The 11,933-nt window shown below is 66.2% G+C and carries 14 protein-coding genes; 13 read left to right on the forward strand and 1 reads right to left on the reverse strand.

What is annotated here, in order from left to right; all coding sequences use genetic code 11:
- Positions 1–62 precede the first annotated feature (62 nt).
- From mtgA to PSA7680_RS16205, 6 genes are all read left to right on the forward strand, one after another.
- Positions 63–833: a monofunctional biosynthetic peptidoglycan transglycosylase gene (gene mtgA, locus PSA7680_RS16180; protein ID WP_085869726.1), complete on the forward strand. Its 771-nt coding sequence runs from the start codon at positions 63–65 to the stop codon at positions 831–833.
- Between the two features lie 63 nt (positions 834–896).
- Positions 897–1,562, forward strand: a complete 666-nt coding sequence (fzlA, locus tag PSA7680_RS16185; protein ID WP_085869727.1) for an FtsZ-binding protein FzlA — start codon at positions 897–899, stop codon at positions 1,560–1,562.
- Between the two features lie 121 nt (positions 1,563–1,683).
- A complete protein-coding gene (gene queG / locus PSA7680_RS16190; RefSeq protein ID WP_139838699.1) occupies positions 1,684–2,766 on the forward strand; it encodes a tRNA epoxyqueuosine(34) reductase QueG in 1,083 nt (360 codons plus the stop codon).
- A gap of 33 nt (positions 2,767–2,799) precedes the next feature.
- Positions 2,800–3,720, forward strand: coding sequence for a DMT family transporter (locus tag PSA7680_RS16195; protein ID WP_085869729.1), 921 nt, complete (start codon positions 2,800–2,802; stop codon positions 3,718–3,720).
- Between the two features lie 4 nt (positions 3,721–3,724).
- The gene (locus PSA7680_RS16200; protein WP_245824697.1) at positions 3,725–4,612 is read left to right on the forward strand and encodes a DMT family transporter; all 888 of its coding nucleotides are present in this window, start codon (positions 3,725–3,727) and stop codon (positions 4,610–4,612) included.
- Positions 4,613–4,825: 213 nt separating this feature from the next.
- A complete protein-coding gene (locus tag PSA7680_RS16205) occupies positions 4,826–5,023 on the forward strand; it encodes a hypothetical protein (protein WP_085869731.1) in 198 nt (65 codons plus the stop codon).
- 76 nt (positions 5,024–5,099) lie between these two features.
- On the opposite strand, the gene PSA7680_RS16210 is transcribed toward PSA7680_RS16205, so the two are convergent.
- Complete coding sequence (locus PSA7680_RS16210) at positions 5,100–5,969, reverse strand: branched-chain amino acid aminotransferase (RefSeq protein ID WP_085869732.1); 870 nt, start codon at positions 5,967–5,969, stop codon at positions 5,100–5,102.
- 185 nt (positions 5,970–6,154) lie between these two features.
- Here PSA7680_RS16210 and PSA7680_RS16215 point away from each other — a divergent pair, with 185 nt between their 5' ends.
- The 7 genes from PSA7680_RS16215 to PSA7680_RS16245 all read left to right on the forward strand — a co-directional run bounded on the left by PSA7680_RS16215 (position 6,155) and on the right by PSA7680_RS16245 (position 11,838).
- Positions 6,155–6,652 carry a MarR family winged helix-turn-helix transcriptional regulator gene (locus PSA7680_RS16215; protein ID WP_085869733.1) on the forward strand — a complete coding sequence of 166 codons (498 nt, stop codon included), beginning with the start codon at positions 6,155–6,157 and terminating at the stop codon, positions 6,650–6,652.
- Positions 6,652–7,356 (forward strand): response regulator, encoded by a 705-nt coding sequence (locus tag PSA7680_RS16220; RefSeq protein ID WP_085869734.1) that lies wholly within the window; start codon positions 6,652–6,654, stop codon positions 7,354–7,356. Before PSA7680_RS16215 ends, PSA7680_RS16220 begins: the two co-directional genes overlap by 1 nt.
- Positions 7,357–7,487: 131 nt before the next feature.
- Complete coding sequence (locus PSA7680_RS16225) at positions 7,488–8,423, forward strand: histone deacetylase family protein (RefSeq protein ID WP_085869735.1); 936 nt, start codon at positions 7,488–7,490, stop codon at positions 8,421–8,423.
- A gap of 72 nt (positions 8,424–8,495) precedes the next feature.
- Positions 8,496–8,738 carry an exodeoxyribonuclease VII small subunit gene (locus tag PSA7680_RS16230; protein ID WP_085869739.1) on the forward strand — a complete coding sequence of 81 codons (243 nt, stop codon included), beginning with the start codon at positions 8,496–8,498 and terminating at the stop codon, positions 8,736–8,738.
- Position 8,739: 1 nt separating this feature from the next.
- Positions 8,740–9,609 carry a polyprenyl synthetase family protein gene (locus PSA7680_RS16235; RefSeq protein WP_085869736.1) on the forward strand — a complete coding sequence of 290 codons (870 nt, stop codon included), beginning with the start codon at positions 8,740–8,742 and terminating at the stop codon, positions 9,607–9,609.
- A gap of 28 nt (positions 9,610–9,637) precedes the next feature.
- Positions 9,638–11,563 (forward strand): 1-deoxy-D-xylulose-5-phosphate synthase, encoded by a 1,926-nt coding sequence (dxs, locus tag PSA7680_RS16240; RefSeq protein WP_085869737.1) that lies wholly within the window; start codon positions 9,638–9,640, stop codon positions 11,561–11,563.
- A 65-nt stretch (positions 11,564–11,628) separates the two neighbouring features.
- On the forward strand, positions 11,629–11,838 hold the full coding sequence (locus tag PSA7680_RS16245; protein ID WP_085869738.1) for a hypothetical protein: 210 nt from the start codon (positions 11,629–11,631) through the stop codon (positions 11,836–11,838).
- Positions 11,839–11,933: the final 95 nt, after the last annotated feature.

Raw genomic sequence — 11,933 nt, forward strand, 5'->3', positions numbered from 1 at the left:
GGTAAAGCTTGCAGCGAGTGGCGAAATCGACGACGGCAGCGCGGGCAAGGCAAGAGGCGGGCGTGGCGAAGAAGGCGAGCAAGAAGAAGGCGGCGCAGAAGGCGCCTTCGTTGAAATCCGACATCGGACTTCTGTTCGTATTTCTCGGGCGGGTGTTCGGCCGTGTTGGCGGTTTCCTTTTGAAATGGCTGGCGCGCGGGCTGCTGGTTTTCTACGCCTGCGTTTTCCTTGCGGTGCTGATCTACGCTTTCGTCAACCCGCCGACCACGGCGACGATGGTCGGGGAGGCGCGCAGGCTGGGCGGGATCGAGAAGCAATGGGTGGGAATCGAGGCGATCTCGCCCCACCTGCGCCGCGCGGTCGTGGCGGCGGAGGATGCCAATTTCTGCCGGCATTGGGGCTTTGACGTGGCGGCCATCCGCAGTGCCCTGGAGGATGGCGGCCGGCGCGGGGCATCGACCATCAGCCAGCAGGTGGTGAAGAACGTCTATCTCTGGCAGGGGCGCAGTTGGCCGCGCAAGGCGCTGGAAGGGCTGATCACGCCGGTCGTGGAACTTCTGTGGTCCAAGAAGCGGATCCTCGAAGTCTATCTGAATGTCGCGGAGTTCGATGAGGGCGTGTTCGGCGCGGAGGCCGCGGCGCGCGGGTATTTCGGGAAACCCGCGCGCGATCTCGGCCTGCGGGAGGGTGCGCTGATGGCGGCGGTTCTGCCGAACCCGAAGGATCGGTCGGCCGCGCGGCCCGCGACCTGGCTGCAACGGCGGGCGGCGCAGATCGCCGATGGTGCGGCCACCATCGCCGCGGACGGACGGGCCGATTGCTTCGGCGGTTGAACTGGTGCAGGCTTCGGTGCAAATCGACCACCGGCCAGAACAAGATCAATCAACGAGCAAACCATGAATCGCCTCTATCACGTGCCCCTTTCGCCCTTCTGTCGCAAGGTACGGCTTTCGCTTGCCGAGAAGAAGATCGAGGTGGAACTGGTTGAGGAGCGTTACTGGGAGCCGACCGCGGAGTTCCGCCGCCGCAACCCCGCCGAAAAGGTGCCGGTTCTGAAGCTCGACGGGAAGTTGATGAGCGAAAGCGCCGCCATCTGCGAGTATCTCGAAGAAACCCACCCCGAGCCCCCGCTGATGCCGAAGTCGGCGGAGGAACGTTACGAGGTGCGCCGTCTGGTGGCGTGGTTCGACGACAAGTTCCACAACGAGGTGACGTCGAAGCTGCTGTACGAGCGGGTGAACAAGAAGGTGATGAAACTGGGCTACCCGGACAGCCGGAACGTCAAGTTCGGGGCGCAGAAGATCAAGTATCATCTCGACTACATGGGCTGGCTGCTGGAGCAGCGCCGCTGGCTCGCCGGCAACAGCATGACGCTCGCGGATTTCGCGGCGGCGGCGCATCTGTCGAGCCTCGATTACATTTCGGATGTGGACTGGAACCGGAACCAAAACGTGCGGGACTGGTATGCGAAGATCAAGTCGCGCCCGGCGTTCCGCAGCATCCTTGCCGACCAGGTGCCCGGTTTCCCGCCGCCCCCGCATTACGCCGATCTGGATTTCTGACGGCGCAGGTGGCCAGCGGCTCCGGGTCTCGGCGGCCTCACCCCGGCCGCGCATTTCCGGTGATTGAGAGGCCCGTCATGCCCGGGTAGACTGGGGCCTCACGATTGGAAAGGCATCCGAATTGGACGGGTTGAAGCAGAGGCTGGTGGCGCAGGCGCTTGCCGAGGGGTTTTCCGCCTGCAGGGTGACCCACCCGGGGGCCGTTCCCGAGATCGCCGAACGGCTTGAGCGCTTCGTCGAAGCGGGCCGGCACGGTCAGATGGGCTGGATGGCGGAGCGGATGCACTGGCGGGGCAACCCGGCTGCGCTCTGGCCGGAGGCGCGTTCCGTCATCATGCTGGCGGAGGCCTACACCCCGCAGGAAGATCCGCTCGCGCTGCTCGAGGCACGCGACAGGGCGGCGATCAGCGTCTATGCCCGCAATCGGGATTATCACGACATCGTCAAGAAGCGGCTCAAGCGGGTCGGGCGGTGGCTGCTGGAGCAGCGGCCCGGCGAAGAGATCAAGGTTTTCGTGGACACCGCGCCCGTGATGGAGAAGCCGCTCGCCGCCGCGGCCGGGCTGGGCTGGCAGGGCAAGCATACCAATCTTCTGAGCCGCGATCTGGGCAACTGGTTCTTTCTCGGTGCCATCTTCACCACGATCGAGCTGCCGCCCGACGCGGCCGCGCGGCCGTCCTGCGGCTCCTGCCGGGCCTGCCTCGATGCCTGCCCGACGGAGGCCTTTCCGGCACCGTTCCAGCTCGATGCCCGCCGCTGCATTTCCTACCTCACGATCGAGCACGACGGCCCCGTGGACGAGGACCTGCGCGCACGGATGGGCAACCGGATCTATGGCTGCGATGACTGCCTTGCCGTGTGCCCCTGGAACAAGTTCGCCGTGCAGGCCAGGGAAATGCGTTACGCGGCGCGGCCCGAGCTGCTGGAGCCGAAGCTGGCCGATCTGGCGGAACTGGACGATGGGGCCTTCCGGGCTCTGTTTTCGGGCTCCCCCATCAAGCGGATCGGGCGCAACCGCTTCATCCGCAACGTGCTCTATGCCATCGGCAACTCGGGCGACATCAGTCTGCGCGCGAAGGCCGAGGCGCTTTGCGCGGATCCGGATGCCACCGTGGCCGATGCTGCGCGCTGGGCCGTGGCGCGGTTGAGCAACGAGGGATCAGAAAAATCAAGCGGGGTTGTCAATGGCCCGGCGAAGGCGTAGGCACGAGAGGTCAACCGGCCCCTGCGTGAAGAGATGACCCCCTTTCGCGGCATTCTGCTGAAAATCTCCGCTGTTGTCCTCTTCGTGCTGATGCAGACCTGCATCAAGGCCGTCTCCGCAGACGTGCCCGCCGGTCAGACGGTGTTCTTCCGGTCGCTCTTCGCGCTGCCCGTCATCATCGGATGGCTGGCCGTGCGCGGGGAGCTTGCGCGCGGGGTGCGTGTGGTCTCGCCGAAAATGCACTTGATGCGGGGGATCGTGGGCACGGCGGCCATGGGCCTTGGCTTCGCCGCGCTGGGCCTGCTGCCCCTGCCCGAGGTCACCGCGATCGGCTATGCGATGCCGCTTCTGACGGTTGTCTTCGCGGCGCTGATCCTCGGCGAGCAGGTCCGCCTCTTTCGTTTCGGGGCGGTCGGCCTGGGGCTTCTGGGCGTGCTGATCGTGCTTTGGCCCCGACTCGCGGGAAGCGGTGCCAGCCTGGGGGACGGGGCCGCGCTCGGAGCGCTTTTCGTGCTGGGCTCGGCCACGCTCGCCGCGCTGGCGCAGATCACGATCCGGCGCATGGTCGCCACCGAAACCACCTCGTCCATCGTGTTCTGGTTCTCGATCACGGCCACGCTGGCCTCCCTGCTGACGCTGCCCTTCGGCTGGGTCGTGCCGGCGGCGTGGCAGATGGGGCTGCTGGTGCTGTCCGGGTTCCTTGGCGGCGTCGGCCAGATCCTGTTGACGAGTTCCTACCGCCATGCCGATGCGTCCCTGCTGGCTCCGTTCGACTACACGTCGATGCTGCTCGCGCTGGGCATCGGCTATTTCCTCTTCGGCGAGATCCCGACGCCGATGATGCTGACCGGGGCCGCACTCATCATCACCGCCGGCGTCCTCATCATCTGGCGGGAACGCCAGCTGGGGCTGCGGCGGGGCCGGGCACGCCCCAACATGACGCCGCAGGGCTGAGACATTGAGCCCGGCACGCGGCATCGGCATGGTCGTTCTGGCCGTCGGCATGTTCACGATCATGGCCACCGCGGTGAAGGCCACGAGCGATCACGTGCCGCCGGGGCAGGCGATGTTCTTCCGCTCCGCCGTGACCCTGCCGATCGTGATCGCCATGTTGCTGGCGCGCGGAGAGATGCACGGCGCGTTGCATACGAAGCACCCGCTCGGACACCTGATGCGCGGCCTCACCGGTTCCGCCGCCATGGGCATGGGGTTTGCCAGCCTCGCCTACCTGCCCTTGCCCGAGGCGACGGCTATACGCTTCTCGACCCCGCTGTTCGTCGTGGTGCTCGCCGCCCTCATGCTGGGCGAGCGGTTTCGCCTCATCCGGCTGTCGGCCGTGGCCGCGGGGCTTCTGGGCGTCTCGATCATTCTCGCGCCGCGCCTGACGGGCGATCTCGGCTCGCAGGCGAGCCTCGGCGCGTTGCTCACGCTGGGATCGGCCTTTTGCGCCTCGCTTTCCCAGATCCAGGTCAAGATGCTTTCGGGAAAGGAAAACACGGCGACCATCGTTTTCTACTTCGCGATCTGTTCGCTGGTGCTGTCCCTCTTCACCGCCCCCTTCGGCTGGGTCGTTCCGACGCCCGGAGAGGCGGCCATCCTCCTCTTCGGGGCAGCCGTGGGCAGCGCCGGGCAGCTGCTTCTGACCGGCGCCTATCGTCATGCCGATGCCTCGTTGGTCGCGCCGTTCACCTATTCTTCGATGATCTGGTCGCTGATCCTCGGGTTCATCGTCTTCGGCGATCTCCCGACGGCCCAGATGCTGCTGGGAGCGGGGATCGTGATCGCAAGCGGTATCGTGATCGCGTGGCGGGAACAGCAGATCGCGCGGCGGGCGATTCGGCGATAGCCACCGGCTCGTGAGGCTGCTTGCCCCGGCGTGCAGCTGCGGCATGATCGGGCGTTCCCGCCTGAAGGTTTCCCCGTTTCTCAGAGCCTTGCCCGAATGCCGCAGGCGCATGGAAGAGGTGCCTTTCCGGCGCTCTGTAGCCTTCCCTTTGCTGGTGCGGTTTGTCGTGCTAAGGTTGTGGCCCCCACGCAAAGGGGGATTAGGGAGGAGAGCATGAACAAGCATATTCTTGACCGGCCCGCGCCGGAAACCGATGGGAAGATCGTGCGCACTTTCGCGGAGGTTGAGCGGCTGTCCGGGCACAACGGCCCCGGAGAGGCGGCCATGGCGCTGCTGCGCCGCGCGCAAGACAGGCCGCCGGTGGATCATCGCCTTGCGCGCTACACGCGCATCGAGTCGCAGCGCTCCTAGAGCCCGATCCGGCCGGAAACGAAAAAAGGCGCAGGGGAACCTGCGCCTTTTTCCTGTGCCGTGGCGGCCGGACTACTCAGCTGCGCACGAGCTTTTCGTAGCTCTCCGCGATGTCGCGGGTGAGCGCGCCCACCTCGAAGGTGTAATCGCCGATCTGGCCCACCGGAGTGACTTCGGCGGCGGTGCCGGTCAGCCAGCACTGTTCGAAGCCTTCAAGCTCTTCGGGCATGATATGGCGCTCGTGCACCGTGATGCCCCGTTTCTGCAACATGCCGATCACCGTCTGACGGGTGATGCCGTTGAGGAAGGCGTCCGGCTTGGGCGTGTGCACCTCGCCGTCCTTCACGAAGAAGATGTTGGCGCCGGTGGCCTCGGCCACGTAGCCGCGGTAGTCGAACATCATCGCGTCCGAGCAGCCCTTCGCCTCGGCGGCATGTTTGGACATGGTGCAGATCATGTAGAGGCCGGCGGCCTTGGCGTGGCAGGGGATCGTCTCGGGGCTCGGGCGCTTCCATTTGGAGATGTCGAGCTTGGCGCCCTTCATCTTGGCGTCGCCGTAGTAGGCGCCCCATTCCCAGGCGGCCACCGCCATGCGCACCGGGTTCTTCTTGGAGGCGACGCCCATGTCTTCGCCCGCGCCGCGCCAGGCCACGACGCGCACGTAGGCGTCATCCCAGCCGTTGGCTTTCAGCACGTCGTATTTGGCTTTCTCTATCTCATCGATGGTGTAGGGGATGGGCATGTCCAGCAGCTCGCCGGACTTGTGCAGCCGCTCGGAGTGCTTCACGCTTTCGAAGATCTTGCCGTTGTAGGCGCGCTCACCTTCGAAGACCGAGGAAGCGTAGTGCAGGGCGTGGGTCAGAATGTGGACGTTGGCGGAGCGCCACTCCACCAGTTTCCCGTCCATCCAGATCTTTCCGTCGCGGTCATCATAAGCGCCAGCCATGGGCTTCTTCCTTCCAAATCACCGGCTTACCTGCCGTCATGTTTCCGAAAGTTGCGCTTGAAAAGTCCGGAACGGACATAATGTTGCGCAAAATCTGCGGATTGCTACACATTGATTCTTGGAAAGTCAACAAGGCTGACTTAATATCGCGGCATACAGAGCAAGAAAGCGGCAAGGACAAAACGATGGCAGAAGGCGGGCCGGGCAGCGAAAGCCTCTTGTTCCTCACCGATGAACAGCTGCGCAAGGGCATCGAAGCCATGTTCTTCGCCTATCGCGGTTTCACGGCGGATCCCGATCGCATTCTCGAAAACCACGCCTACGGGCGCGCCCATCACCGGGCCATCCACTTCATCAACCGCAGCCCCGGGACGACGGTGAACAACCTGCTGTCGATCCTCGGCGTGACCAAGCAGTCGCTGAACCGCGTGCTGCGGACGCTGATCGACGACGGCCTCGTGGAGAGCCGCGTGGGCACCCGCGACAAGCGCGAGCGCCACCTCTATCTCACCGAGGCGGGGGCCGCGCTGGAGCGCGAGTTGAGCGATGCGCAGCGGGCCCGGATGCGCAGCGCCTACCGCTCTGCCGGCCCGGAGGCCGTGCAGGGGTTCCGGCAGGTGCTCGAAGCGATGATGGATCCCGAGATGCGCCGCCATTTCAACGCGATGAAGGATGCCGGCTGATGAGTGCACAGGGTGAAGCCCACCTGCTCGTGGTGGATGATGACGAGCGGATCCGAGGCCTTTTGCAGAAGTTCCTGATCCGAAACGGGTTCTGGGTCACGGCTGCCAGAGATGCCGCCCATGCCCGCAGCGTGCTCAGCGGGCTGGAGTTCGATCTGATCGTGCTTGACGTGATGATGCCCGGAGAAGACGGCATCTCGCTCACCCGCAGCCTGCGCGAAGACATCGCCACGCCGATCCTTCTTCTGACCGCACGGGGGGAAACCGAGGATCGGATCGCCGGGCTGGAGGCGGGGGCTGATGACTACCTGGCCAAGCCGTTCGAGCCCAAGGAGCTGCTGCTGCGGATCAACGCCATCCTGCGGCGCGCGCCGGCGGCCGCGAGCGAGCCGGAAGGGCCGAAGGTGCTGGCGCTGGGGCCCGTCCGCTACGATGTCGCCCGTGGCGAGATGTGGCAGGGGCAGGAGCTGATCCGCCTGACGGCCACGGAGAGCGCGCTGATGAAGATCTTCGCGGCCCATCCGGGCGAGCCGCTGAGCCGCGCGCAGCTGGTGGAAGATCTGGGGCGCGACAAGGGGCAGGCACAGGAGCGCGCGGTGGACGTTCAGATCACCCGTCTGCGCCGCAAGATCGAAGCGGATCCCCGCCAACCGCGCTACCTGCAGACGGTGCGGGGCGCGGGCTACATGCTCGCGCCCGATTGACGGCGCCACGCCCGTGGCGCGGACGGTTGCCTCCGGCGGGGATATTTTCAGAACAAAGTGGGGCGGAGATTTCGCCGGCTGCGGCATGGGATACCGTTGTGCGGCTGCGCCGCTGCGGCTAGCGTCGGGGCATGACGACCGCGCTCTATACCCATCCCGCGAGCCTCTATCACGTCACGCCGCCGGGCCACCCGGAGCAGGTGGCGCGGATCGAGGCGATCACGAAAGCCCTTGCGGACCCTGCCTTTGACGGGCTGACCCGCCTTTCGGCCCCTCTTGCGGAGGATGCACTCCTGCTGCACGGGCACCCGCAGACCTACATCGACCACATCCGCGCCAGCGAGCCGGCCAACGGCTACCTCGCGCTGGATGCCGACACCCACATGTCCGCGGGCAGCGTCGAGGCCGCGCTCCGGGCCGCCGGGGCCTGCGCGGCGGCGGTGGAGCTGGTGATGAAGGGTGCGGCCTCCAATGCGTTCTGTGCCCTGCGCCCGCCGGGGCATCACGCCGAGGTGGAGCTGCCCATGGGCTTCTGCCTGTTCGGGACGGTGGCGCTGGGAGCCAAGCACGCCCTTGAGACCTGCGGGGCGGAGCGCGTGGCCGTGATCGACTTCGACGTGCACCACGGCAACGGTACGCAGGCGCTGCTCTGGCACGAGGCGCGCAGTTTCTTCGCCTCCAGCCACCAATCCCCGCTCTGGCCCGGCACCGGGCATCCCGAGGAGCGCGGCGCGCATGGCACGATCATGAACGTGCCTCTGCCGCCTGACAGTTCCGGGCAGCGGATGCGGGCCGTCTACGAGGGCGAGATCCTGCCGGCCGTATTGGCGTTCCGCCCGGATCTCATTCTCGTTTCCGCCGGTTTCGATGCCCATCGGGCGGATCCTCTGGCCAGCCTGAACTGGGAAACCGAGGACTTCGCCTGGCTGACCCATCGTATCTGCGACGTGGCGGATGAGGTCTGCGGTGGGCGTGTCGTCTCCTCTTTGGAAGGGGGCTACGATCTGGAGGCGCTGGCGGAAAGCACGGCGGCGCATGTGGCGGTTCTGATGGAGCGGGGCGGCTGACACCGGCTGGCCTCGACTTTCGGCGGCAGATATGGTCTGGCTCGGCCAGGTTTTGACATGGAGCAGCAAGGCATGACGGACATCGATGTGGAGAGCATGAGCTTCGAGCAGGCCCTCAAGGCGCTGGAAGACGTGGTTGGCCAGCTTGAGCGCGGGGATGTGCCGCTGGAGGATTCCATCGGCCTCTACGAGCGCGGCGCGAAGCTGAAGGCCCATTGCGAGGCCAAGCTCCGCGATGCCGAGGAGAAGGTTGCCGCCATCACGCTGGACGAGAATGGGCAGCCGAACGGGCACAAGCCGGTCGAAGGGCTCTGAGATGTTCGAGGCCGCGATCGCATCGGCGGCAGGCCGCATCGAGGCCGAGCTTGAGCGCATCATGGCGCCGCTGCCGGATCAGCCCGTCATCGAGGGGATGCGTTACGCCTGCCGCGGCGGAAAACGGCTGCGCGGGTTCCTCGTGATGGAGGGCGCGCGGCTGCACGGGATCGGGCCGGAGCAATCCGTCGTGGCCGCCTGTGCCGCGGAGGCGCTGCACGCCTACTCGCTGGTGCATGACGATCTGCCCTGCATGGACGACGACGATCTGCGCCGGGGCCAGCCGACCGTCCACGTGAAATGGGACGAGGCCACCGCGGTTCTGGTCGGGGACGCGCTTCAGACGCTTGCCTTCGATCTTCTGGCGCGGCCAGAATGCGCGCCGCAGGCCGAGGTTCGGGTGGCGTTGATTGCCTCCTTCGCACGCGCCGTGGGCGCCGAAGGCATGGTGCTCGGCCAGGCGCAGGACATCGCCGCGGAGACCGCGGGTCGGATGCTGACGCTGGAGGAAATCACGGAGCTTCAGGTCAACAAGACCGGCGCGCTGATCTGCTGGTCCGGCGCTGCGGGAGCCCTGCTGGCCCAGGCGGACCCGCAGCCGCTCACCGATTACGCGGCGGCGCTGGGCGCGGCCTTCCAGATCGCCGATGACATCCTCGACGTGGAAGGCGATGCGGCCGAGGTGGGCAAGGCCGTGGGCAAGGATGCCGAGGCCGGCAAGGCGACCTTCGTTTCCCTGCTCGGTTTGGAAGGGGCGAAGGCGCGTGCTAGGTTGCTCGTCGAGCAGGCGGAAGCAGCGCTGGAGCCCTACGGTGCCGAAGCGCTCGCCTTGAAGGAAGCCGCTCGCTTCGTTATTGCGCGGAACAAGTGAATTTGCCCGAAGGGAGGGCATGGTAGCCATGAGTGATCGTCCGCACACGCCGGTTCTGGACCGCGTGACCACCCCCGCCGACATGAAGGGCCTCACCGATGCCGAGCTGCGGCAGCTGGCGCACGAGCTTCGGGAAGAGACGATTTCCGCCGTGTCGGAGACGGGCGGGCACCTCGGTGCGGGGCTCGGCGTGGTGGAGCTGACGACGGCGCTGCACGCCGTGTTCGACACCCCACGCGACCGACTGATCTGGGACGTGAGCCACCAGAGCTACCCGCACAAGATCCTCACAGGGCGCCGCGACCGCATCCGCACCCTGCGGCAGAAGGGGGGGCTTTCGGGTTTCACGAAACGCTCCGAGAGCCCGTATGATCCCTTTGGCGCGGCCCATAGTTCCACGTCGATCTCCGCCGCCCTCGGCTTCGCGGTTGCGCGCGATCTCGGCGGTGCGCCCGAGCACGGAATCGGCGATTGCATCGCGGTGATCGGCGATGGCTCCATGAGTGCGGGGATGGCCTTCGAGGCGATGAACAACGCGGGTCATCTGGGCAAGCGGATGTTCGTGATCCTGAACGACAACGAAATGTCCATCGCGCCGCCGGTGGGGGCGCTTTCCTCCTACCTGTCGCGGCTCTATGCGGGCGAGCCCTTCCAGGAATTCAAGGCCGCCGCCAAGGGGGCGGTCAGCCTGCTGCCGCCGCCGTTCCAGGAGGGCGCGCGCCGGGCGAAGGAAATGATCAAGGGCATGACCGTGGGCGGCACGCTCTTTGAAGAGCTGGGTTTCTCCTATCTCGGCCCCATCAACGGCCACGACATGGATCAGCTGCTGAGCGTGCTGCGCACGGTGAGGGCGCGGGCCACGGGGCCGATGCTGATCCACGTGCTCACGCAGAAGGGCAAGGGCTACCACCCGGCGGAGAACGCGCCGGACAAGGGCCATGCCACGGCGAAGTTCGATGTCCTCACCGGCAAGCAGAAGAAGGCCAAGAGCAATGCGCCGAGCTATACGAAGGTCTTCGCCGAAAGCCTGCTCAAACATGCCGCCGAGGATGACAAGATCTGCGCCGTGACGGCCGCCATGCCCGACGGCACCGGGCTGAACCTCTTCGCGGAGCGCTACCCCAGCCGCTGTTTCGACGTGGGGATTGCCGAGCAGCACGGGGTGACCTTCTGCGCCGGCCTTGCCGCAGGGGGCATGAAGCCCTTCTGCGCGATGTATTCCACCTTCCTGCAACGGGGCTACGACCAGGTGGTGCATGATGTGGCGATCCAGCGCCTGCCCGTGCGTTTCGCGATCGATCGCGCCGGCCTCGTGGGGGCGGACGGCGCGACGCATGCCGGCAGTTTCGACATCGCCTATCTCGCCAACCTGCCCGGTTTCGTGGTGATGGCGGCCGCCGACGAGGCGGAGCTCGTCCACATGGTGGCCACCGCCGTCGCCTACGACGAGGGCCCCTCGGCCTTCCGCTTCCCGCGGGGCGAGGGCGTGGGCGTGGAGCTGCCCGAGCGCGGCGTGCCGCTGGAGATCGGCAAGGGCCGGATGATCCGGGAAGGCAAGCGCGTCGCCATCCTGAACTTCGGCGCCCGGCTGAAGGAAGTGGAGGAAGCCTGCGAGGCGCTCGGCGCGCGGGGGATCACCCCTACCGTGGCTGACGCCCGTTTCGCGAAACCGCTGGATCAGGCTCTGATTCTGCGGCTTGCCGCCGAACACGAGGCCCTGATCACCATCGAGGAAGGCGCCATCGGGGGCTTCGGAAGCCACGTGGCACATCTGCTGGCCGAGCAAGGCGTGTTCGACAGGGGTCTGAAATACCGCTCGATGGTGCTGCCCGACACGTTCATCGATCAGGCCAGCCCGGAAGACATGTATGCCGTTGCCAAGCTGAACGCCTCCGACATCGAGGCCAAGGTGCTGGAGACGCTGGGCGTCGCCACGCTGGAACGGCGCGCCTGACGCCACGCCCCCCTTTACAGCGTCAGCGGATTTGCGCAGCCTCCCTTGAAAAAAGGGGAGGACACATGGATCAGCATGGCACAGGGGTGCGGGCCTACCGATGGCTCGTGTTCATCTTGGCGGCAGGATATACCGTCTATCATCTGGCGACGGGCGATTACGGAAATTTCGGCGGGCCTTTCCGGTATCTCACGTTCTGGGCGCTGATGATGTCCTTCGTGAGCGCCTCCCGGATGCTCGCCTTGACCTGCCCCCCGCTGGTCCCTCATTCATAACGAGAGTCTGCGGGTTTGGGTTTGATAGTCTTCGGTTTCGGTTTGGGCAAGCGCGCCGGGCGCGGAGCCGTCGATTTGCTCAAGCGCTCGGCGCG

The sequence above is a fragment of the Pseudoruegeria aquimaris genome (genome assembly GCF_900172235.1).
Lineage (GTDB): Bacteria > Pseudomonadota > Alphaproteobacteria > Rhodobacterales > Rhodobacteraceae > Pseudoruegeria > Pseudoruegeria aquimaris.